This window comes from Pseudomonas sp. NPDC086581, from assembly GCF_044746165.1.
GTDB lineage: Bacteria > Pseudomonadota > Gammaproteobacteria > Pseudomonadales > Pseudomonadaceae > Pseudomonas.
This window is the reverse complement of sequence record NZ_JBIVBR010000008.1, coordinates 315,693-338,268: the sequence shown is the minus strand read 5'-3', so window position 1 is coordinate 338,268 and position 22,576 is coordinate 315,693. Positions and strand designations below refer to the sequence as shown.

Below are 22,576 nucleotides of genomic sequence, written 5' to 3'. Positions count from 1 at the left end.
ACCGGGTATTTCCGAGATGAATATATCCCTGCCGTGGAAATAAAGAGCATTAAAGTGCGCAGAGGCTTGCTGTTTAAAAGCTTAGCAATCAATATAAAAGATTCCAATCAAAGATACTTTCTTTGCAATGCATTGATTGGAAGGGATTTTATACAGGCTGCGAATGATCTTATCCAGACTCATAATTCATAAGAGCGTACAGATAGACAGAATTAGCTGCCCCTATAATAGCGCCAGCCAAAAAACTCGAAAGCCGAAAAGGACTCCGCTATGAATTCTTGCCTCCGCACATAGCCTCGCCTGCTCCAATTCGTGGTCAAAGCAAAGGCTGCTTTTGTGGCACCGCTCGGGCGGCCAAGCCTGCTGCCCATCAGGACGCCAGGCAGTACATGGTGCTAGAGGTGGAGATTGTCGATATATCTCGCGCGTACTTGGGCGAGAACCAGGCCAAGGCGTGGGATGAGCTTTGGAAAGGCGCACGGGCCAGCGGTGGCATGGACGATGCCACACTGGAAACCGTGGTGCGCTGCTATGGCTATGCGGAACAGGCGCTGTTCATTTCCCTGTCCCCACCCATGGGCAAAAACCTGGAGATGCAATGCGGTTTCTGGTCCTGGTTGCAGGCCTATATGAACAACGGCCGCTGGTTTGATGAGGACGGTCAACGCAGCAGATCGGATATCTACGTCAAGGAAACGGTGGCGATAGGTGAGTTTCGCCTTTCCGATAACGTTGCGCGTTATTGGCGGATCGGCCCCACCACACGGCTGGTAGACCTGGAGCGAGCGCAGGGGCTGTACGTCTGACCATGCCATCCACCGTAGGGCGAATAACGCGGTACGCGTTATTCGCCACCACCCTCAATGAAACCCACCCCAACAGCGGAAAAAGGGAGACGAATTTACTCTTCAGATCTCCACCCACTAAAGTTTCTAAATAAATAAATTTTTCCTTTTTCGAGCCATAACCGCAGCCAGCGAGGCGGTGGCGTATCTGGTGACGACTTACGCGGAGCGGTTGGACTGAGCCCGCCCCAGTCACTGAATCCAGGCAATAAAAAAGGCCCGGCGGGTTCCCCCGCCGGGCCTTTCTCGTTTCAGCGCCCTACGATCAGCAGGTGCAGCACATCATGGGCATGCCGTTGCAGCTCATCATCATCGGCATGCCGCATTCCATCATCTTGTTCATCAGCATGCAGCAGTTCTTGAACATCTCCATGTTCATGCCCTGCATCGGCATCATCTTGCACATCATCATGTCGCCCTGCATGGAGCATTCCATCATGCACTTCATGCCGGGCATGCCCATGTTCATACCCATCATCGGCATCTGCATCATCGGGTTCATCATGCCCATCATCGGCATCATGGCCATGGCGGACTGGGACATGCCCATCATCATCATGTTGCCGCAGTGCATCATCATCGGCATGCCGCAGTTCATCATCATCGCCATCATCTCGGCGCTGTTGCGGAACATGGCCATTTCCATGCCCATGGCCGGCTTCATCTTGCACATCATGCCGTCGTCGAGCATCTCGCATTCCATGGTCGCCATCATCATGGGCATGCCCATCATCGGCATCATGGCGTTGGTGTTCATCGGCATCTGCATGGCGTTCATCATGGTGGAGCTCCCTGAATCGATTGGAATGAAGTGCTGCGAATGGGGCCGATTCTAGAAAGTTGCCGCGACGCGACAAGATGGCGGGGGAACGGCAGGTTTCGCAGTGTCGACCCGCGATTCGGATTCGATACCGGCAATGTTGTACGCAATGATTTCGATATGCTCGCTAAAGCGACCACATTCGAACTAAACGAATCCCTTTCAGCGATATGGATATCTCATCTAGTGCTTAGCAAAGAACCGTAGTGAATATTGAATCTAACCACAGCAGCAAATATCTCTCTTCGACTCAGATGCTCGACCTAGAGCGCTCGCGACCCTTTCGATAAAGCGCTGAAACGAGCATATAAGAATGCTTTTTCAGTATTTATGGAAATAACAGGGGCATCCTATAGTGGCGGTTTGGTTCAACTCTTATCACCGCAAGGAAGTCCCATGCTCCGCCATCTACTTGCCGCCAGCCTCGCCCTGGCGCTGTTCGGCTGCGCCACCCCGCCCGCTCCTTCCGTCCATACCACTGACCCCGCGACCTCGACCCTGCAGGGTGATCCGACCCGGCCGGCGCAGGCGCAGTGGTTGCGCACCGAGCTGTACTTCGCGCTGGGCCAGGAGAACGGCAAGGAGAAGATCAGCGAGCAGCGCTGGCGGCAGTTCCTCGACCAGGAGGTGACGCCGCGCTTCCCGGATGGTTTCACCGCCTATGACGCCTACGGCCAGTGGCGTGACCACGGCGCGCCGGAACCGGAGCGGCTGAGTACCAAGGTGATCGTGATCCTGCATGAAGACAGCGCCGCGCGCGGCAAGGACATCGAGGCGATACGCCTGGCGTGGAAGCGCATCACCGGCGACCTCTCCGTGCTGCGGCTGTCGCAACCGGCGCAGGTTTCCTTCTGATGGGCGAATTCCGCGAATCGCTGCATGACGGTTACGCGCAGGCGCTGACCGTTGATGAGCCGATCTACCAGGGCAACACCGGCCAGCAGGAGGTGCAGGTGTTCCGCAACCGCCGCTTCGGCCTCGTGCTGACGCTGGACGGCGTGGTGCAGATCACCGAGGCGGATGAGTTCGTCTACCACGAGATGCTCGCCCATGTGCCGATCCTCGCCCATGGCGCGGTGCGCCGCGTGCTGGTGATCGGCGTGGGCGACGGCGGCATCCTGCGGGAGATCGTCCGTCACGCCGGCATCGAGGAAATCATCGCGGTGGAGATCGATCCGCAGGTGGTCGAACTGTGCCGCGAGCTACTGCCGCAGCATTCGGCCGGCGCCTTGGAAGATTCGCGTCTGAAGCTGATCTACGCCGATGGCCTGGAATACCTTGCCAAAAGCCGCGAGACATTCGACCTGATCCTCTGCGATTCCACCGATCCAGGCGGCCCGGCGGCAAGCCTGTTCACCGACGCCTTCTACCGCAACTGCCAGCAGCGCCTGGGCAGCGGCGGCATCCTCGCCACGCAGAACGGCGTGCCCTTCCTCCAGCCGGAGGAGCTGGGCGGCACGGCGCGGCGGCTGGCAGACAGCTTCGCCGACTGGGGCTTCTTCCACGCCGCGGTGCCGACCTATATCGGCGGCAGCATGGCCTTCGGCTGGGCGTCGAACAGCGAGAAGGTGCGCCGCACCGACCTGGAAACCCTGCGCCAGCGCTTCGCGAAAAGTGGCCTGGTGACCCGCTACTACACCCCCGAGGTGCACCAGGCAGCGTTCGCCCTGCCGCGCTACATGCTCGACCTGATCGAGGCCGGGCTTCAGCGCGACAGCTGAGGGTTGTCCAGGCGCTGCGGCGTCCAGTCCGGGTCGCGGGCGCGAACCGGGCTGCTGACCTGCAGCACCGCCGTGCCGAAGCGCTGCTTGAAGTGCGCGCCGATATCCGTGAGTGCCTGGCGCGTATAGGGGTTGTCGGCGTGGATGAGGATCGGCATCCGCGACGGCAACTTCTCCGGCCCGCCGCTGGGGCCGCGCCACTGGCCGTGCAGGTCGAGCCAGCTCAGGCCATCGGGAAAGCGCGGCGTCACCTCGCGGGCGAGGAAGTCTTCCCACTGCGACAGCTCCACCGCTTCCAGGTACAGCTCGGTGCGCAGCATGCGCCTGGCGCTGGCTGACGGCTCGTTGAGCCACAGGCCGACCAGCGCGGCCAACAGCACAGCCACGGCGCCATTGCGCCAGAGTGCTTTTGCGCGCATCACACGCCCTCCTTCGACCAACCCTGCGCCTGCGCCGCTCGCGGGCGCAGGCGCAGTTGCAGCACCGCGCCCAGCGCCAGCACGGCCACGCCGAGCAACGCCCCCCAGCCGACATAGGCGACGCTGGAATACAGCATGTACAGGCACACCGCGAGGAAACCCAATGGCAGCCACGGATAGAGCGGCACGCGGATCGGCCGCGGCACTTCCGGGTGACGCCGGCGCAGGACGATCAGTGCCACGCTGCTCAGGCTGAGGAACAGCCAGTACACCGGGGTCATGTATTCGACCATGGTGTTGAAGCCGTGGCCGCTCCAGCCGCCGACCAGGATCAGCAGCAGCGCCACCACGCCCTCGGCCAGCAGCGCAGCACGCGGCACGCCGTGACGCACATCCCAGCGACCGAGCACGCCGAGGGCGGGAACGTCCCGTGCGGCGGCGTAGGTGGTGCGGCTGCCGACGATCAGCGTGGAGTTGATGCTGGCGACGGCAGAGACCACCACCACCGCCATGATCAGACCGACGCCCGGCGCGCCAAAGGCCAGCCCGAGCAACTCCAGCGCCGGCGCTCCGCTGGCGGCCAGGCCGTCGAAGCCCAACCCGCGAATGAACGCCCAGTTCAGCGCCAGGTAAATCAGCAGCAAGGCGGCGAGCGCGCCGAGCATGGCGGTGAAGATGCCCCGGCGGTTGTCGCGCAGCTCCGCCGACAGCGTGGCCGCATCGCTCCAGCCACCGAAGGCGAGGAAGACGTAGATCAGCGCAGCGGAGAAACCGGCGACGCCGACCTGCTCCGGTTCTACCGGCACTACTGCAGGCGGCACAAAGCCGCGCCACTCCAGCCACAGCCCGGCGCCGAAGATACCGAGGAAACCCGCCGCCACCAGCGCGACCAACCCGGCCTGGGTGCCGAGGCTGACCCGCCAGCCGATCAGGTTGAGCGCCACCAGCGCGCTGACCAGCCCGCCCGCCAGCAGCACGTTGCCGAGCTGGCCGAGGCCGAGCAAGGCGCTGAAGTGATCGGCGAAGAGGAACGCCATCAGCGCTATCCAGCCGGTGTGCAGGATGGCGAAGCGCGACCAGGCGAACAGGAAACCCACCCGCTGCCCGTAGGCACGTTCGAGGAAGTGGTAGTCGCCGCCGGGATGGGCGAAGGCCGAGGCCATCTCCACGTAGCACAGCGCGCCGACCATGGACAGCACGCCGCCAAGCACCCACACCAGGTAGAAATTTTCCTGGCCGACGTTGAGCGCCACGGTGGGCGCGGTTTTCAGGATGTCGCTGGTGATCACCATGCCCAGCGTCAGCAGCAGCGCATGGATGGCGCCCAGCTGCCGGCGCGGGCCGGCCGGCTTGTCAGCGTCGAAGTTGTCAGCCATGAATCGGCTCCGCAAAAGTAGCCGGGCCGCAAGGCGGCCCGGTCAGAACGACAGCGATTAGAACGAATAGCTCGCGCGGGCGTAGTAGTACGCACCGTTGGAGCCGATCGGCGAGAGCACGTCGTACGGCAGGTTGCCGCCGTAGTTGATCTCGGAGCTTGAGCGTTCCGGGTAGTTGTCGGTGAGGTTGTTGCCGCCCACCGCCAGGCTGAACTGCGGGGTGAACTTGTAGGCCACCTCGGCATCCAGCTGCCACACCGCGCCGTAGGTCTGCTCCGGGTGGTAGCCGTCGCCGAAGTCGAACACGCGGGTGGTTTCGCCCTGCCGGGTCAGGCGACCGAGCAGGTTCCACTGCGCATCGCTCCAGGTGGTGGTGAGGATGAAGCGGTCCTTGGGCGCAGCATCGGTGAGGGTGTTGCGTTCCTCCACACCCACCAGCGCGTCCTCGCCGATACCCAGGTTGGAGAGCTGCTGCGGCGTGCCCTTGGTGCTGCGCACCTTGGTGTGGTTGTAGGTGTAGGCGGTGGTCACGCCCAGTTGCCCGCCGACGAAGGGCTGGTGGTAGTTGAGCACCAGCTCGGCGCCATCGGTGCGGGTGTCGGCGGCGTTGGTGAAGAAGTTCACGTCATGCACGCCGGCCACGCCGAAGTTGTCCTGGATGAACTGCTCCATGGCGTCGCTGCCGATGCGCTGGGACAGGGTGATGCGGTCGTCGACGTCGATGCGGAACACGTCGAAGGACAGGTCGAAGCGATCGTTCAGCTGCGCGGTCAGGCCCAGGCTGAAGTTCTTCGAGGTTTCCGGGTCGAGCTTCTCGGCGCCCAGCGCGCGGGCGATCGGATCGTTCACCGAGAGCACGCGGATGTCGGTGAGCGTGCCGCCGTCGCCGAAGTTGCTGGTGGTGTTCTGGAAGCCCACCTGGGCCAGCGAGGGTGCGCGGAAGTTGGTGGACGCCGCGCCGCGCAGGGCCAGCACCGGAGTCAGCTGGTAGCGCCCGCTGAGCTTGCCGGTGAGCTTGCTGCCGGCGTCGTCGTAGCGCTCCCAGCGCGCGGCGGCATCGACGAAGAACTTGTCGGTGAGGTCGCCCGACAGGTCCACGTAGGTGCCGAAGACGTTGCGGTCGATGTCCACTTCTTCGCTCGGCCGCAGGCCGTTGGCGCCGTCCGCGCCGACGCCGTAGTAGGAGGCTTCGTCGCCGGCGGTGGTGATGTAGTTTTCGTAGCGGTACTCGCCACCGACCGCGAGCACGAAGGGCCGCCCGGCGAGGCTCAGCTCGCGACTGAGGTCGAGGTTGGCGACGCTCTGGCGCAGCTCGTAGTCGCCGGTGTCGAAGCGCGTCGGCGTGTCTTCGCCGAGCGAAGCGTTGAGGGTGCGCCGAGTGGAGGATTCGAAGCGGTTGCGGCCATGGGTGACGCTGGCGTCGTAGTCCCAGGTGTCGGCGATCAGGCCCTTGTAGCCGAGGGTGGCGGAAAGATCGGTGTTGTCGCCCAGGGACTGCGGCAGGTAGCCGTTGGGGTAGATCTCCGGGTGCTCGTCCGGGTAGCGGTAGAACTCCGCGCCAGTGGTGTGGCGCTCGTTGTACAGGCCGAAGGAGTAGAGCTTGCCGCCACCCAGCGCGAGGTCGCCGTTGAACCAGGCGTTGACGTCGCGCGCCAGGCCATCGCCCATCACGTAGTTGCGCTGCCCGGGGGTATCGGCAAAGCCGTCGTAGCCGGCGCGATTGGTTGGCTCACGGTTGATGAACTCGGCGCCGCCACGGACGAAGCCGTCCTCGCCCAGGCGCGTACCGGCCTTGGCGGCGGTATAGGAGTTCTGCCCGTCGGTGGTGGTCTTGTCGATGGCGTCCTGGTGGGTGTGGTACGCGCCATAGCTGGTGGTCACTTCGCCGCCCTCTGGAGCGTCGTCGAGGATGATGTTGATCACCCCGGCGATGGCGTCGGAGCCGTACTGCGCGCCGGCGCCGTCACGCAGCACTTCGATGCGTTTGATCGCGCTGATGGGGATCGAGTTGAAGTCCACCGGCGCGGTGCCGCGGCCAATCTTAGAAGAGTCGTTGACCAGCGCCGAGGTGTGCTGGCGCTTCCCATTGATCAGCACCAGCACCTGGTCCGGGCTCATGCCGCGCAGCTGGGCGGCGCGCACGTGGTCGGCGCCGCCGGAGTTGGACTGGCGCGGGAAGTTGAAGGACGGCAGCAGCGTCGCCAGGGCCTGGCCCAGCTCGCCGCCGACAGCGCCGGTGGATTTGAGATCCTGTGCGGTGAGCACATCCACCGGCACAGGGGAATCCAGCAGGGTACGGTTGTTACCGCGGGTGCCGGTGACCAGCACGGTTTCGAGTTTGGTGGTGGCCTCGGAGGTCGACGGGGTTTCGTCGGCGTGCGCGGCGGACTGGGCGATGACCGAGGCCACCGCAACGGCAATGAGGGAACGGGATAACACGCGAAGTACTCCTGTCTCGCTTAAAGAGCGCCACTCGCCGTTGGCGGCGAGTCCGGAACTCCGCTGATGTGTTTTTCTGATGGGCTCGAGCGGTTGGTGTCGGAAGTCCGGAAACCGCGAGCGACTGTCCTCCTCAGGGTGGAGAAAACAGTGCTCGGGAAAGCGCTCCAGGTGTCGGGGCCGGTCTCTCTTCGTGATGAGCGAAAAGGCACGGCTTTTCGGTATCGCCGGTCATCCCTGACCAGATGGGGAAGGTGTCATCCTAGCTAGTGGCAGAATGCTTTCAAACGAATAAAAAATGCTTTGGTTATAACCAGCTACCAATGTTTCCAGCGCAACAGTGGCTGCTGTTCCTGCAGCAACAGCGCGACACTCAATCGAACGCCTTGCGGGTCCATTCGTCCTCGGGAATAGCCAGCGCCTCGCCGGAAAAACGCTCCTCGCGGAACGGGTCGGCCTCGTTGTGGAAGCCGTTGCGCTCCCAGAATCCGGGGCGGTCGCTGTCGCTGAACTGCAGCTCGCGCAGCCACTTCGCGCTCTTCCAGAAATAGCGCCCGGCAATCACCAGCCGCAGCGGCCAGCCATGCACCGGGGTCAGCGGCTCACCGGCGTAGTGCGTGGCGAGCAGGCTGTCCGGGCGCAGCAGGTCCTGTAGCGGCAGGTTGGTCTCGTAGTCGTGGTCGGCATGGGCCATGACGAACTGCCCGGTGGGCTCCACGCCGTAATGCGCGAGCAGGTCGGACAGGTGCACGCCGCGCCAGGCGGTATCGAACTTCGACCAGCGCGTGACGCAATGGATATCGCAGACCAGCTCGCGCTGCGGCAGCGCCAGCAGGTCGTCCAGGCTCAGCTCCAGCGTTTTGGACAGTGCCCCGGACAGGCGCAGGCGCCAGGTCGCGCGGTCGTATTCGGGTACCTCGCCTTCGTGGAGGATCGGAAAGCGCTCGGTCAGCACCTGCCCCGGCGGCAGGCGTTCGCCATAACGCGGGTCGGCGGCTGGCGAACGCGCCTTCTTCAGGCGCCTGGCCTTGTCTTGCGTGGTCATCGTCAATTCGCCAGCGGGATCCACGGCGCCTGCGCAACCTTCTGCGCCTCGCCGAAGGCCGGCACCTTGCGCGCCAGGTCGCGGACGTTCCTCACGTCGAGGTCGAGCAATTGTTGGCGGGTGATCAGGGTCGGCGGGACCAGCACCTGCTCGCCCGGATTCTGCCCGGCGATGCGCAGCGCCAGGCTGCGCACGCTGATGGCGCCGGCCACTTCCGGATTGACCGCGGCGGTGGCGCTCCAGGCGCTGCCCTCTTCCTTCATGATCTGGATATCGGCCGTGGATATGTCGGCGCTATAGATCTTCACCTGCTTGCCCAGCCCGGCTTCGTCCACGGCGATCTTCACACCCTTGGCAAACTCGTCGAAGGGCGCGAAGAACACGGTGATGCCGGGGTTGGCGCGCAGCACCGCGCTGGCCTGGTCGGCCACCGAGTTGGCGATGGGCGCGTTGAGCGTCCCGAAGCGCGCCTTCTCGACGATGCCGGGATTTTCGGCCTTCACCTGGCGCCAGATTTCATCGCGACGCTCCATGGGGGTGAAGCCGTCGATGTACACGTAGCCAGCGTCGAACTGGTTGCCGTTGTCCTGCAACACCTGCTTGAGCGCCAGGCGCGCCAGCTCACGGTGGTCCTGCTCGACGCGGGTGATGCGCGGGTCGTTCACGTCGACGTCGAAGGTCACCACCTTGATGCCCTTGGCCAGCGCCTTGTCGATGGAGTCCTTGAGCGTTTCGGCAAGTCCGAGTTGGACGATGATGCCGTCCACCCCCAAGTCGATGGCCTGCTCCAGCATCTCGCGCTGGGTAGCCGCCTGCTGGCGGGCATCGAACACGCGCAACTTCACGTCCAGCGCATTGGCCTGCTTTTCCACCCCGCGCAGATAGGCCTCGGGGAAGTCGCCGGAGAACAGGTAACCGACGAGGGCGATCTGCACGCCGCCCTTGTCGAAGGGAGCGGGTGCGCCGGGCAGTCCGGCGGCGACGGCGCTGGCTGCGCCGGACAACAACAGCCCGGCGGCGAACAGCGCGCGCAGGGATTTGGCAGGGGTGAACTTCATCCGTTGAATCTCCGAAAAAGTAGCGATCAGCGCCCGCGCCGGGCCAGACCGAAAGTGAACATCAGGGCCGAGACCAGCACGGCGCCCTTGACGAAATCCTGCGCGTAGTAAGGCGCGTTGAGCATTGTCAGGCCGTTCAACAGGGTCGCTACCAGCACCGCGCCGACCAGGGTTCCGAAAGCGTTGGGCTTCTGCGCACCGAGCACGGCGAAGCCGATCAGCGCAGCGCCAAGGGCATCGAGCACCAGCCCGTTGCCGGAGCTGACGTCGCCACGTCCGAGGCGCGCAGCCAACAGCAATCCACCCAGCGAAGCGAGCAGCGCCGAGAGCACGTAAGCGAGCAGCTTGTAGCGCTCCACCGGCGCACCGGCGAGGCGTGCGGCCTGCTCGTTGCCGCCGATGGCGTAGAACAGCCGGCCCGGCCGCGTGCGCTCGAGGAACAGCCAGACCAGCAACGCGCAGCCGAGCATGATCGCCACCGGCACCGGCACGCGGTCCCACAACTGCGCGCGGCCGAGAGCGAGGAACCAGCTGGCGAAGGCGCCCGGTGCTTCATCGCCATTGGGCAGGGTCATGCCGACGGCGATGGAGCGACCGCCGGTGGGAATCAGTTGCACGCCGACCACCAGGAACATGCTGCCGAGGGTGGCGAGGATGTCCGGCACGCGCATGCGCACGATCAGCCAGCCGTTGAGCAACCCGACCAGGGTGCCGAGGCCGAGACTGATGAGGATCGCCGCGAGCGGGCCCCAGTCCAGTACCACCATCACGTAGCTGGCGGTCATCAGGCTCAGCGCGGCGACCGCGCCGATGGAAAGGTCCAGCCCGCCGACCGCCATACTCAGGGTCACGCTCAGGGCGAGCAGCGCGACGATGGACACCGACTGCAGCACCAGGAACAGGTTGCCGACCCGCAGGAAGGCCGGCTCCAGCAGGGCGAACACCAGCACCAGCAAGGCCAGCAGCAACAGCAGCGCGTAGTGGATGAGGAAGTCGAGCAAACGAGCGACGGGCGAGGTCGCCGGGCTGCCCACGGCAGTTCTAGACACGCACGGCTCCTTTCTAGATTCGCGCAGTTTCCTGGCGTGAAGGGTTGGATGGGGTGAGATGGGCGACGATTTCACTGCGCTGCAGGTCGTGCCGGGGCAACTCGGCAACCACCGCGCCGTCGCGCACGACGAGGATGCGGTCGGCGATTTCCAGGGCCTCGTCCGGGTCGCTGCAGATCACCAGCGTGGCGCGGCCGGCGGCACTGGCGCGCAGGCGCTGGCCGATGTCGCGGCGGGCGCGCACGTCGACGCCCTGGAAGGGTTCGTCGAGGATCAGCACGCGGCCCTGCCCCAGCAGCCAGCGGGCGAGGATGACCTTCTGCTGGTTGCCGCCGGAGAGCAGTTCAAGGGGATGCTCGGGGCCTGGGCCTTTGATGCCGAGCGCCTCGATCTGCTCGGCGACCCTGGCGCGCTCGGCGTTGCGGTCGATGAAGCCGAAACGCGTGAAGCTGCGCAGGAACGGCAAGGTCATGCTGGCTCGCACCGAGAAGCCCGGTACCCGCGAGTTGCGCGCGCGGTCCTCGGCGGCGAAGAACACGCCTGCGGAAATGGCTTCGCGCGGGGTGCGGGGCAACCAGTCGCGGCCATCCAGCCGGATGGTTCCGACGTAATGCCGGCGCAGACCGAACAGTACTTCGGCGATCTCGCTCTTGCCGGCGCCAAGCAGGCCGGTCAGGGCGACCACTTCGCCTTCGTGCAGGTCCAGGTCGAATGCTGCGCTGTGGGCTTCGAGTTGCCAGTCACGCAGGGACAGCACCGTCTCGCCGCGCTCCAGCGGCTGCAACTGCACTTCGCCCAGCGCGGCGCCGAGCATGGACTCGACGGCGGCAGCGAGGTCCAGCGGTGCGGCAAACTCGCCGACCAGACGGCCGTCACGCAGCACCAGCGCACGGTCCGCCACGCGCTGCAGATCGGACAACCGATGGGATATGTAGAGGATCGCCACGCCGCGTTCGCGCAGGTGGTCGATGAGATGGAACAGGCGCTCGGCCTCGACGGTCGACAGCGATGCCGTGGGTTCGTCGAGAATCAGCAGACGCGGTTTCAGCGCCAGCGCGCGGGACAGAATCACCAGTTGCCGTTCGGCGGTACCCAGGTTTTCGATGGGCGCTTGCAGTGGCAGATGCAGCTCCAGGCCGGCGGCGATTTCAGCCGCGCGCCTGAGCGCCTCGCGCGGACGGAAGATCAGGGAGCCGGCGGCGCCGCAGAGCTCGTCCAGCAGGAGGTTTTCGGCGACGCTCAGGCCGGGCACCACACCCTGCTCCACCTGCTGATGCACGGCAACTATGCCGTGGCGGCGGGCGTCGTGGGGCGAGGTGAAACGAACCTCATGGCCGTCGATCAGCAACTGCCCGGCGTCGTGGCCGTGGGAGCCTGCGATGATTTTCACGAGCGTCGATTTGCCTGCGCCGTTGGCGCCAAGCAGGGCGAGGACTTGGCCGGGACGAATCTCCAGGTCGAGATCAATCAGCACGCGATTTTCGGCAAAAGACTTGCCGACGCCTTCGAGGCGGAGAAATGCGGGAGCGGCGGACTGGGTGGACATGGGGCTCTCGAAAAGCGGCAGAGCGAAAGCGCCGTTTCAGAGCTTCGCCGTTGGACTGAGCGGCGATTCTTTTATAATCTCAAAGCATGCATCAACTAATTTTTAATATCGTTTATGCATATGCTAACAACCACCCGAGCAAAGCGTCGCGTACTGTTTGCTCAGCAACAGTGGTGCGTAAAGCGGCTGACGCGACACGAATCGGGCGAGTAGCATCCACAGCATTCAACCCACAAGGTGAGAACTCGAGATGGCGAACGATACCTACACTCCACCCCGTGTCTGGACTTGGGACAAGAGCAACGGCGGCGCCTTCGCCAGCATCAACCGGCCCATCGCCGGCCCGACCCATGACAAGGTACTGCCGCGCGGCAAGCATTCGCTGCAGCTGTATTCGCTGGCGACGCCCAACGGCGTCAAGGTCACCATCCTGCTCGAAGAACTGCTGGAGCTGGGCGTGAGCGCCGCGGAGTACGACGCTTGGCCGATCAGGATCAGCGATGGCGACCAGTTCGGTAGCGGCTTTGTCGACATCAACCCGAACTCGAAGATCCCGGCTCTGCTGGACACCAGCGTCGAACCTGCGCTGCGCATCTTCGAATCCGGCTCGATCCTGGTGTATCTCGCGGAAAAGTTCGGTCACTTCCTGCCAAAGGACCTGGCAAGGCGTACCGAGACGCTGAACTGGCTGTTCTGGCAGATGGGCAGTGCGCCTTTCCTTGGCGGCGGCTTCGGCCACTTCTACGCCTACGCGCCGGAGAAGTACGAGTACCCGATCAACCGCTACGCCATGGAGGTCAAGCGCCAGCTCGACGTGCTCGATCGTCAGCTCGCCGACAACCGCTACATTGCCGGCGACGAATACAGCATCGCCGACATGGCGATCTGGCCCTGGTACGGCGCACTACTGAACAACCAGGCCTATGAGGCGGCGGAGTTCCTCGACGTGGAGAGCTACACCCATGTACGCCGCTGGACCGACGAAATCGGCGCGCGTCCGGCGGTGCAACGTGGCCGCCGGGTCAACCGCACCTGGGGCGACGACGCCCTGCCGGAGCGGCACAGCGCCGACGACTTCAGCAAGTGATTCATTAGCCCTGGGGCGTGAGCTGGATCGCGTCCCGCACTCTGCCGCCCCTCCCGGCGAACGTTCTCGTAGGATGGCGTGGAGCGCAGCGATACCCATCAAATCCGGTGCGCCACCAGCATGGGTATCGCTGCGCTCCACCCATCCTACGGTCGTGCTTCGCCGCGGCCTCGATGTGAATGGAATCTACGGTCACGGAGAGGCTCCGCCTCCGCAGGAGAGCACCGTACGAACGCCAATAAAAAACCGGAGCCCCTTCCAGGGCTCCGGTTTTTCATTTCAGCGCGCGATTACTTGCCAGCAGTCAGGGTGCTGTAGGCAGTGATCAGGTTGCGGTAGTCCGGGATGTGGTTGGAGCACAGCGCGGCGAGGCCTTCAATATCGTTGCGCCAGTCGCGGTGCAGTTCACAGGCCACGCCGAACCAGGTCATCAGCTGCGCACCGGCCGCTTCCATCCGGCGCCAGGCGGCGTCGCGGGTCATCTCGTTGAAGGTGCCCGAAGCATCCGCCACCACGAACACATCGAAACCTTCCGCCAGCGCCGACAGCGCCGGGAACGCCACGCAAACCTCGGTTACCACGCCGGCGATGATCAGTTGCTTCTTGCCGGTGGCCTTCACTGCCTTCACGAAGTCTTCGTTGTCCCAGGCGTTGATCTGGCCGGGACGGGCGATGTACGGCGCGTCCGGGAACTGTGCCTTCAGCTCGGGAACCAGCGGGCCGTTGGGGCCGGTTTCGAAGCTGGTGGTGAGGATGGTCGGCAGGTTGAAGAATTTGGCCAGGTCACCCAGCGCCAGCACGTTGTTCTTGAACTTGTCCGGATCGATGTCGCGGACCAGCGAGAGCAGACCGGCCTGGTGGTCGACCAGCAGTACGGCGGCGTTGTCTTTGTCCAGGCGGTTGTAGGTGGGGTTGGCCATGGTGAAATCCTCGATTTGCTTTCAGTGGGGGCCGGCTGGGCCGGAAGGTTTGGACTCGTCTTGCAGTGCGTCACTGCATGGAACAAAGATTAAATTCGACACCCTTTGCGCACTAGACGGCAAAAATCGCTTCTAGCGTTCCATTATCAGAACGATATTCTACGAAGAAGCGCCGAGTGATCGGCCTAGCCCGCATGTCGCCAGGGGGATTCGCGCTCCACATCGAAAAAGCGCCGCTGCCAGCTCAGGGGCGTGACGCCTTCGATGCGGTAGAAGATCCGGCAGAAATGCGCCTGGTCGCAGAAGCCGCATTGCAGGCCGATTTCCGCCAGCGGGAAGGACGATTCACGCATCAGTTGCTTGGCCTTCTCCACCCGCTGAATCCGCATCCATGCCTGCGGCGAATGCCCGGTGGTGACCTTGAACTTGCGGGTGAAATCGCTGCGCGACAGCGCGCATGCGGCCGCCAGGTCGCTGACCGTGATGCCGCTGTCCAGATGCTTGAGCAGCAGTGCCAGGGCGCGCTCCTTCTGCCACGGGGCCAGGTCGCGCTTGGGGGCATCCACTGGAATCTGGCTGATGAGTCTCTGAAGCATGCTGGTCCCTCCCCTGCGATCTGGGACCCATTCTTTGTGGGCACAGGGGTACCGGCGAGTTAAAGCTGGTTAAACCGCATTAACCCGCAGCGGAGCGAAAGCAGCGCCTGGACGGCCGCGAGCGAAGATTTCCGGAGTCCGCGCGGCCGCTCGCCAATAGGGCGCAAGGGCTTGCAAGCAGCCGCCCTGCCTTACGCAGCGGGGCCTCAAGGGCAAATGACCAGACGACACGATGCAGCGATTTCGTCTCGTTGGGCAGCGCCGCTGCAGGCCCTGCGTTAATCGTTATTAAGCCCGCCGGCAAAACGCTGCACCCGGCGTAGGATGGCTCAACGCTGAGCCGTCGTTTACCCTGAATGTCGTTCACACAAGAAAGGCCAGTCGACCGGAGAGTCGATGGACCTGTGCCATCAGGGCTGACGCCAGGACCGGCACGCAATCTGCCCCCAGCGTGCGAAAGCGACGACCAGACAATGATTCCCGAGCCCGTGGCCACGGTCGAAACCGTGCTTCATTTCGGCCCCTACCAGGTCTACCCCGCATCCCGTGTGATCCTCGAGGCCGGCCGACCGCTGCGCCTGGGGCAACGCGCACTGGACATCCTGCTCGCGTTGCTTGAGCGCGCCGGCCAGGTGGTCAGCAAGCGCGAGCTGCTGGCCCGCGCCTGGCCCGGCCAGGACGTCGACGAAGGCAACCTGCGCGTACACATGACCGCCCTGCGCAAGGCGTTGGGTGACGGCCAGAATGGCCGGCGCTTCATCGTCACCATCGCGCTGCGCGGCTACAGCTTCGTCGAGCCACTGACGGCTTCGGCGCAGACGTCGCCCGCCCCCGATGACAGCCAGTCCGCGGACCACAACCTGCCGCCACGGCGCAATCGCCTGCTGGGCCGCGAGGCCGAGCTGGAACGCCTGATCACCGAATTGCCGAGACGGCGCTGCGTCAGCCTCGTGGGCTGCGGTGGCATCGGCAAGACCAGCCTCGCCCTGCAAGCAGCTGAGCGCTTCATCGGCGAGTATCCCCACGGCATCCGCATGCTCGACCTCACCCCATTGCAGGACGCGCGGCCGCTGAACAGCACGCTCGCCGGCGCGCTGGGCATTCCGGGGCTGGCCGGCGAGTCGCTGGAATACCTCTGCCGCCAGGTCGCCGACCGGCAGATGCTGCTGCTCATCGACAACTGCGAACACCTGATCGAGGCGGCCGCGCATCTGGTGGAATGCCTGCTGCGCCATGCCCCGCAGATCCACATCCTCGCCACCAGCCGCGAAAGCCTGCGCGCCATCGGCGAGTACATCCTGCCGCTGCGGCCGCTTGGTTGCCCGCCGGTGCAGCTCGGCAGCGTCGAGGACGCCCTCGCCTACCCCGCCGTCGCGCTGCTCATCGAGCGGACGAAGGAGACCCACGAGAACTTCGAACTGCTCCCCGAATACCTGCCCCGCGTCAGCGAAATCTGCCGGCGCCTGGAAGGTATTCCGCTGGCGCTGGAACTGGCCGCCGGCCATCTGGGCCAGGCCGACGGCAGCATCGACGCGCTGCTGCAGGGGGGCTACCTGGACTTGCCACTGCACTCGGAGGAATCGCCCAAACGCCACGAACACCTGCGCGCCATGCTCGACTGGAGCTACACGCTCCTGCGCCCGGCGGAGCAATCCTGCCTGCGTCGCCTGAGCGTGTTCCGCGGCAGCTTCACGCTGGGCTCCATCGCTGCCGTTCTGGGCCAGCCGGCGGACCTGGGCGCGGCCTTCGTGCTGGTGAACCAGCTGACCGCCAAATCGCTGCTGACCACCGATATTCGCAGCGATGAAGTCACCTACCGACTGCTCGAACCGACCCGCCTGCATGCGCTGGAGAAACTCCAGGGCGCCGGCGAACTTTACGAAGCCCGCGAACGCCATCTGCTGCTCTGCCAGAGCGCGATGCAGGCCGCGCAGAGCGAATGGGAAAGGTCCGCCTCACTGGGCTGGCTCCAGCAGCATTCGCCGTGGCTCGCGGAGGTTCGCGCAGCCCTCGACTGGGGCCTGCACGCGGACGTTCGGCACACCCAGGCGATCCACCTCGCGGCCTGCTCGGCGCCGCTGTGGCAGGAACTCTCACTGTTGCACGAATACGGTCCCTACGTGGGCGCGGCACTCGGCCTGCTCAGCGCCGAATCCGCTTCTTCGCTGCCCCTGGCCATGCGCCTGGAGCTGGCGCTGGGCAACACGACCTACCACGATGTGCGCAATCGCCAGGCGGATGAAGCCTTCCAGAACGCCCGCTACCTCGCCCAGCAGATCGGCGACCTCAACGGGGAACTCACCGCGCTGTCCGGCGGCCTGGCGGTGCTGCTGTGGGCCGGCCAATACCAGCAGGCGGCCGAGCAGAGCCGGCACTTCGACCGGCTGAGCGAAGGCCAGGGCGATATGCTCGCCATCAGCGCCCTGCGTCTGAAGGTACTGGCGCTGCATTACTCGGGAAACCAGGCAGACGCCCAGGCCGTCGGCGAAGAAGTGCTGCAGCGTCTGGAACAACAGCGCCGGGCCAACCGCTTCGCCCCTTGTCTGGGCGTGCAGTACGACCAGCAGGTCGCTTCCCTTGCCACCCAGGCGCGCACGCTGTGGCTGCGCGGCCTGCCCGAGCAGGCGGAGCGCATGGCGACACGGGCCATCGAGCTGGCCTGCGAGATCGACCACAGCGCCTCCATCGCCTACAGCCTGGCAGTGGCCGGCTGCGTCATCGCCTTCTACAACGGCGAGTTCGACAAGGCACGCAACCGCGTGCGGCAGATGATCGAGGTCGCCGAGCGCCATCGCGTGCCACTGTTCACCGACTGGGCGCGCCACTATGCGTGGGCCATGCAGCTCGACGACATGGCCGGCACCACGGCACCCGCCGTCGGGCTAGTGCGCGACATCGTGCAGACCTTAGGCGGCCGCCCCCTACCCGCCGATCAGGCGCAACTGATGCGCGCACGAACCGGCGCGGCAGGCTGGTGCGCACCGGAAATCCTGCGCAACGAGGCGGTCACTCTGCTCGCGCGCGGCGATCGCGAATCCTTGCTCGGCGGCGAAAACCTGCTGACCCGCGCCCTGACACTGGCGCAGGAGCAAGGCGCACTGGCCTGGGAGCTGCGCTCGGCCACCGCTCTCGCGGAGCTGTGGAGCGCACAAGGCAAGCAGGCGTCGGCGCGGCAGTTGCTGGCACCGGTATATCGACGCTTCACCGAGGGCTTCGATTCGCCGGACCAGCAGCGGGCACGGCGTTGCCTGGAGACCTGCGGCCACTGACAGCAGTACCGGCGCTCACCCCCGAATGATAGGGCCGCTCCTACCGGATAGTTCTGCGCTCGAGCCTGCCCTCACCCTAACCCTCTCCCTGAGGGAGAGGGAACCGTTCGGTGCAGGATGAAACTACAGCGTCAGCCGGCACTATCTGCTCCCTCTGAACGAGAGCTGGGGTGAGGGGGAAATGTCGGCACAAACATGCCGGAAAGAAGACCAGACCGTAGGGTGCATAACCCGGAACGGCTTATCCGCCGATGACCTCACGGCGGATAACGCTGACGCTCTGAGGGGCGAGGGAGCTATCCGTGCCGGCTGACACTGTGGTTTCAGCCGGCACGGAACCAGTCCCCTCTCCCTTCAGGGAGAGGGTGCCCGGCACGAACGTTCAGATGAGGACAATTGCTCCCCTGCTCCCCTGCGGGAGCGCTGGCCCTGAGAGGCGCAGGCGGCCGCGCTACTGCGGCTGAACGCTGACGGCGACGGCGGAGGTCACCCGCATCACCAGCTGGCGACCGACGTACTCGGGCTTCATCACCACGTCCGGGCGGACCTTGACCGTGTGCTGGCTGCCGTCGGCGAACTGCAAGGTGGCGGTACGCTTGGCGGTGTCGAGGGATTTGACGATGGCGGTGATCTCCACCGTGTCGGCCGCGAGCATGCCCGGCTTGTTGCCCGGCTGCGCTGTCGCCAGTAGCCCGGCGCCGCCGCTGCCGGTTTCCTGGCCCGGCTCGCGCAGGAAGACGAGGCGCTCCAGCGCGACGATGGCACGGACCTTGTCCCCCACCTTGAGCTGGTCGAAGTTGCGCATCTCCGGCGGCGCCTGGAGGGTGCGGCTGTTGCCGTGATCGTCCTTGAGGGTGAAGGTCCGCTTGCTCCGGTCGATGGCAGTGACGCTGGCCTGCATTTCCTCCGTTTCGGTCATCGCTCCGCCCGGCACACCTTTGGCGACCGACTCGGTGCTGTCGTACTGGTAACTCAGTTCATCGTTCTTCTGGCTCTGGCAGCCGACCAGCACGCCAGCGGCGAGGGACAGGCAGATCCAACGGGACACACTCATCAGGCGACTCCTTGCATCAGGGTGTTTGCGTTCGGGGTTTGCGGACAAGTACCGGGGCCCGCATGCCGCTCTTTCATGGCTGCGTGATTACAGCGAGCGTAGCAGCCGCCCGGCCATCCACCGTGCGGCACGTCGCGCTCTGGCGCTTTCAGTACTTGATGTCCCGCGCTGTCTCGCGCCCCTGCTGCTTGGTCTGGCGCTTGTTCTGCCGGCACTGGGCGTTGTACTGCTGGTCGGCGGCACGGCAATTCTGCTTGGTCTGGCGTGCGTCCTGGCGGGTTTCCTGGCGCACATCCCGCGCCTGGCGGCGCTGGTTGCCCTGCTCCGTGGCCCAGGCGCTACCGACCGAGGCAACGAGGAAGGTCGCCGCCACCAAAGCAGCGAACAGGGAACGGGTCATAACGTCACCTCCTGCAGCACAGGGATAGAGACTCTCCAGTACAGCCGATTTCCCGCGGGCTTGCCGAGGGCGGCGCAGGGTTCGCCGCACTCTTCGACGAAAGGCAGCCCCGGCCGCGACGACGGGCGCAAACAGCGCCCTGCGGCCGGCTGCGCAAACTCAGTGATCGCGTACCAGCAGCACCGGACGCTTGCTCGACTGCAACACGCCTTCGGCCACGCTGCCGAGCATCAGGCGGTGCACGCCACGGCGGCTATGGGTGCCCATGACGATGGCGTCGGCCTTGACTGCATCGGCCTCGGCTTCGATGCGGTCGGCGACTTCCTCACCGGCGGTTTCCATCGTGACGCGCTGGTAACTGGCGGCCACGGCGTACTCCTCGACCACCTCCCGCGCCTTGCTCAGGATGTCGTCGGCAGCCTTGAGCGCGGCGGCCTGCAGCGCCTCGGCGTCATAGTACTTGGCGTAATAAGGCAGATGTCCCAGCGGACGGTCGACGATGGTGATGACGTGCAGTTCACCGCCACTCATGCGGACCAGCCGTGCGCCTTCGGCCAGGGCTCGGAACGAAACGGGGCTGCCGTCGACGGCGGCCAGTACGTGCTCGTACATGCTGTGCTCCTCGTTGTTTGGGCAGTTCGACCTTAACTGCCCGGGCCAGGAACGCCCTTGTGCCGTGTCAATGTAATCGCCCCATGGCGCATCAGTGCGCCGGAGCGGCCTCTTCACGGCAGGCAGACGGGCTCAGCCCGGTCCAGCGCTTGAAAGCGCGGCGGAAACCGCGTACGTCACTGTAGCCAAGCGCCTCGGCAATGCGCTCGATGGGCATTTCCGGGTTGTTCAGCAGGCTCATGGCGCGGGCGTGGCGTACCTGATCCTGCAACGCATCGAAGGTGATGCCGTGCTCGCTCAGGCGACGGCGCAGCGTCCGGCTACTCATGTTCAGCTCGCTGGCGACCTTGTCGATCGGGCTGCCTTGGGCCAGGTCGCGGGCGATGGCGCGTTCCACCGTTTCCAGCAGGCCAGTCTTCTGCTGCACCGGGGCGGACTCTGCTTCCAGCAGGCTGAGCGCCTGGCGCAACGCGACGGGATGATGGCTGGGCAGTTGCACGTCCAGCCAGTGACTGGCAATGGTCACGCGATTGTGCAGGCAGCCGAACTGCAGGTCCGGCCCGAGCAGGCGGTGGTACTCGGCTTCATAGACCGGCGCGGCGTGGGTGAACTCGAAGCGCAGGGGCTGGAACTGGGAGCCGATCAGGGTGCGGTTGTAGACCAGCAGGCTGGCGAAGAACTCCTCCACGGCGAACACCTGGATGTCGACATAGGGCAACCGGCATTCGACCTCGATGAAACTCTCCTCCGGCCCCTCCACCAGGTTGCACAGCGCGATGCCACCGGTGGTGTGCTGGAAGCGCCGGCCCACCTCGAAAGCGTCGCGCAGGGTCTTGCACAGCGACAGCACGTGGCCGAGCAGTCCAAGAGTGCCAAGCACATTGCGATGCCCGACCCAAAGCCCCAGGCCGCGCTCGGGAAGCACCGCAAGGGCACGCTGGATCATCGCTACCGTCTGCCGGTAGCTGATGCGCTGCGCCGGGTCCTGCAGCTCCTCGGCGGTAAAACCAAGGCCACGGCACAGGCGTTCGCCGCTTACGCCCTGGTCGCTGACGACCTCGGCAAGCGTCTGCAGCATGAAGGGCGAAACCAGGGCCAGGTCCAATTGCGCATCGATACTGGGGCTGGGCATAGGGACTGCTCTCGAGCGAGGGCGCCGGCGATTCTTGTTATGGGGGGCGGCGCGCGATGGCCGCATCATAGCGCGTTCGCGGGCCTGCCAAGAGCTGGCGTAACAGAATATTACAGGGTGCTCACCGAAGCCTCCGATGGTGAGACGGCAAGGCCCTGCTCAGAACGATCTGCTATTCGTGCTCTGCTCAACTTGAAGAAACGTCAGCAATAACGGCCCTATCGGTTGCGCCAACCGCACAGCCCCACTTTTGCGCTGAGGAGCGATAAATTGCTCGGTTTCCCAGGAGGTTCAAGAGGTCGCCTTTCTCGAACCAGCGGATGATCTCGGTCTTGTCGATATGGTGATCAGAGAGCTGGTACACATGCCGGTAGCTGGCGTGCGACACGGTTGATCGCTGAAGTAAATCTGGAATTCGTCGTCGAGGATAAAGGTTTGCGAGTTAGGTAACGAATCCGCTCCATGGCAGAAAATTTACGGGTATAAATCATGCAATACCGCTCGAATTAATTTAACGAGTGTGACATACCGCTCATGATTCAGCGCAACGGCGTGTCAATTAATTTATTAATCTACTAATCGCGAAATCCCTAAAGTAGAAAGTCCCGACGAGAGCACACATCGGGCGATTTTAATTTTTTCGAATAACTTTACTTTATAAACCTCACCAAGCCCGAAGAAAGGCAATCAGACACATGCCACTAACTTTCAAGAATAAAAACACGAGCAGATATAGATAGATTATTCAATAATAATATTTTCTCACAACATCACCACTGACGATTATCGCCTCTGCCAGCTCCATATCTGACCCCTTAATACCAACATTCCTCAACAACCTTATCGCCTGCTCCAATAGCGCGCCGCGCAAACCACCGTCACTAGCCACAAAAACAAGCGCATCATCATGAGAAAGAAGAATGACTTTTCGGTCATCACTTGAAATATCGGACGTTTTACGTGAAGACCATTCAACAGACGCTATGGGTGAATAAAAAGTCCCTAGAGTGGAGAGTGTGGCTAAGCTTTTCTCATCCCAATTCCCTGGGCTCCCCAGGGAGAACCCATGATAAAACGCAAAAAACAATGCAACCAGAGCCTGCAAATTAATCTTCCTTGAGCAAACAGAAGAATTCATAACCATGAATAAAATTGACATACCACCTCGCATACTAGAATTAAACACCC

20 protein-coding genes are annotated in these 22,576 nt (G+C 64.0%); 5 read left to right on the top strand and 15 right to left on the bottom strand.

Going from position 1 to position 22,576, the window contains the following annotated elements; genetic code table 11:
* Positions 1–401: 401 nt before the first annotated feature.
* Entirely contained in the window at positions 402–806 is a 405-nt protein-coding gene (locus ACIPK7_RS18250) for a hypothetical protein (protein WP_401089369.1), read from the top strand.
* Between the two features lie 304 nt (positions 807–1,110).
* On the opposite strand, the gene ACIPK7_RS18245 is transcribed toward ACIPK7_RS18250, so the two are convergent.
* Positions 1,111–1,626: a hypothetical protein gene (locus tag ACIPK7_RS18245; RefSeq protein WP_401089368.1), complete on the bottom strand. Its 516-nt coding sequence runs from the start codon at positions 1,624–1,626 to the stop codon at positions 1,111–1,113.
* Positions 1,627–2,061: 435 nt separating this feature from the next.
* Between ACIPK7_RS18245 and ACIPK7_RS18240 the strand changes: the two genes are divergently transcribed.
* Together ACIPK7_RS18240 and speE are read left to right on the top strand one after the other, a co-directional pair.
* On the top strand, positions 2,062–2,520 hold the full coding sequence (locus ACIPK7_RS18240) for a DUF3574 domain-containing protein (RefSeq protein WP_401089366.1): 459 nt from the start codon (positions 2,062–2,064) through the stop codon (positions 2,518–2,520).
* On the top strand, positions 2,520–3,386 hold the full coding sequence (gene speE, locus ACIPK7_RS18235) for a polyamine aminopropyltransferase (protein WP_401089364.1): 867 nt from the start codon (positions 2,520–2,522) through the stop codon (positions 3,384–3,386). The genes ACIPK7_RS18240 and speE overlap by 1 nt, the downstream gene beginning before the upstream one ends.
* On the opposite strand, the gene ACIPK7_RS18230 is transcribed toward speE, so the two are convergent.
* The 7 genes from ACIPK7_RS18230 to ACIPK7_RS18200 all read right to left on the bottom strand — a co-directional run bounded on the left by ACIPK7_RS18230 (position 3,371) and on the right by ACIPK7_RS18200 (position 12,318).
* Positions 3,371–3,805: a DUF3574 domain-containing protein gene (locus ACIPK7_RS18230; RefSeq protein WP_401089362.1), complete on the bottom strand. Its 435-nt coding sequence runs from the start codon at positions 3,803–3,805 to the stop codon at positions 3,371–3,373. The two genes, speE and ACIPK7_RS18230, sit on opposite strands and share 16 nt — an antisense overlap.
* A complete protein-coding gene (locus ACIPK7_RS18225) occupies positions 3,805–5,181 on the bottom strand; it encodes an APC family permease (protein WP_401089360.1) in 1,377 nt (458 codons plus the stop codon). Before ACIPK7_RS18225 ends, ACIPK7_RS18230 begins: the two co-directional genes overlap by 1 nt.
* A gap of 57 nt (positions 5,182–5,238) precedes the next feature.
* Positions 5,239–7,620 carry a TonB-dependent receptor plug domain-containing protein gene (locus ACIPK7_RS18220; protein ID WP_401089358.1) on the bottom strand — a complete coding sequence of 794 codons (2,382 nt, stop codon included), beginning with the start codon at positions 7,618–7,620 and terminating at the stop codon, positions 5,239–5,241.
* 373 nt (positions 7,621–7,993) lie between these two features.
* Positions 7,994–8,665 carry a sulfite oxidase-like oxidoreductase gene (locus ACIPK7_RS18215; RefSeq protein WP_401089356.1) on the bottom strand — a complete coding sequence of 224 codons (672 nt, stop codon included), beginning with the start codon at positions 8,663–8,665 and terminating at the stop codon, positions 7,994–7,996.
* Between the two features lie 2 nt (positions 8,666–8,667).
* Positions 8,668–9,723, bottom strand: coding sequence for a substrate-binding domain-containing protein (locus ACIPK7_RS18210; RefSeq protein ID WP_192435819.1), 1,056 nt, complete (start codon positions 9,721–9,723; stop codon positions 8,668–8,670).
* A 26-nt stretch (positions 9,724–9,749) separates the two neighbouring features.
* The gene (locus ACIPK7_RS18205; RefSeq protein ID WP_401089354.1) at positions 9,750–10,772 is read right to left on the bottom strand and encodes an ABC transporter permease; all 1,023 of its coding nucleotides are present in this window, start codon (positions 10,770–10,772) and stop codon (positions 9,750–9,752) included.
* A 13-nt stretch (positions 10,773–10,785) separates the two neighbouring features.
* The gene (locus tag ACIPK7_RS18200; RefSeq protein ID WP_192435821.1) at positions 10,786–12,318 is read right to left on the bottom strand and encodes a sugar ABC transporter ATP-binding protein; all 1,533 of its coding nucleotides are present in this window, start codon (positions 12,316–12,318) and stop codon (positions 10,786–10,788) included.
* Between the two features lie 250 nt (positions 12,319–12,568).
* Here ACIPK7_RS18200 and yghU point away from each other — a divergent pair, with 250 nt between their 5' ends.
* A complete protein-coding gene (yghU, locus tag ACIPK7_RS18195; protein ID WP_192435822.1) occupies positions 12,569–13,405 on the top strand; it encodes a glutathione-dependent disulfide-bond oxidoreductase in 837 nt (278 codons plus the stop codon).
* Between the two features lie 290 nt (positions 13,406–13,695).
* Here yghU and ycaC read toward each other — a convergent pair whose 3' ends face one another.
* Both ycaC and ACIPK7_RS18185 read right to left on the bottom strand, forming a co-directional pair.
* A complete protein-coding gene (gene ycaC, locus ACIPK7_RS18190; RefSeq protein ID WP_192319086.1) occupies positions 13,696–14,325 on the bottom strand; it encodes an isochorismate family cysteine hydrolase YcaC in 630 nt (209 codons plus the stop codon).
* Positions 14,326–14,510: 185 nt separating this feature from the next.
* Positions 14,511–14,921, bottom strand: coding sequence for a helix-turn-helix domain-containing protein (locus ACIPK7_RS18185; protein ID WP_192435824.1), 411 nt, complete (start codon positions 14,919–14,921; stop codon positions 14,511–14,513).
* A 473-nt stretch (positions 14,922–15,394) separates the two neighbouring features.
* Between ACIPK7_RS18185 and ACIPK7_RS18180 the strand changes: the two genes are divergently transcribed.
* Positions 15,395–18,190 carry an ATP-binding protein gene (locus ACIPK7_RS18180; protein WP_401089351.1) on the top strand — a complete coding sequence of 932 codons (2,796 nt, stop codon included), beginning with the start codon at positions 15,395–15,397 and terminating at the stop codon, positions 18,188–18,190.
* Positions 18,191–18,641: 451 nt separating this feature from the next.
* Here ACIPK7_RS18180 and ACIPK7_RS18175 read toward each other — a convergent pair whose 3' ends face one another.
* From ACIPK7_RS18175 to ACIPK7_RS18155, 5 genes are all read right to left on the bottom strand, one after another.
* The gene (locus ACIPK7_RS18175; RefSeq protein WP_192433050.1) at positions 18,642–19,244 is read right to left on the bottom strand and encodes a hypothetical protein; all 603 of its coding nucleotides are present in this window, start codon (positions 19,242–19,244) and stop codon (positions 18,642–18,644) included.
* Positions 19,245–19,392: 148 nt separating this feature from the next.
* Positions 19,393–19,644: a hypothetical protein gene (locus ACIPK7_RS18170; protein WP_401089349.1), complete on the bottom strand. Its 252-nt coding sequence runs from the start codon at positions 19,642–19,644 to the stop codon at positions 19,393–19,395.
* A gap of 159 nt (positions 19,645–19,803) precedes the next feature.
* Positions 19,804–20,256: a universal stress protein gene (locus tag ACIPK7_RS18165; protein ID WP_401089347.1), complete on the bottom strand. Its 453-nt coding sequence runs from the start codon at positions 20,254–20,256 to the stop codon at positions 19,804–19,806.
* 91 nt (positions 20,257–20,347) lie between these two features.
* Complete coding sequence (locus ACIPK7_RS18160) at positions 20,348–21,388, bottom strand: AraC family transcriptional regulator ligand-binding domain-containing protein (RefSeq protein WP_401089345.1); 1,041 nt, start codon at positions 21,386–21,388, stop codon at positions 20,348–20,350.
* A gap of 745 nt (positions 21,389–22,133) precedes the next feature.
* Positions 22,134–22,547 carry a DUF2388 domain-containing protein gene (locus ACIPK7_RS18155; protein WP_225614890.1) on the bottom strand — a complete coding sequence of 138 codons (414 nt, stop codon included), beginning with the start codon at positions 22,545–22,547 and terminating at the stop codon, positions 22,134–22,136.
* Positions 22,548–22,576: the final 29 nt, after the last annotated feature.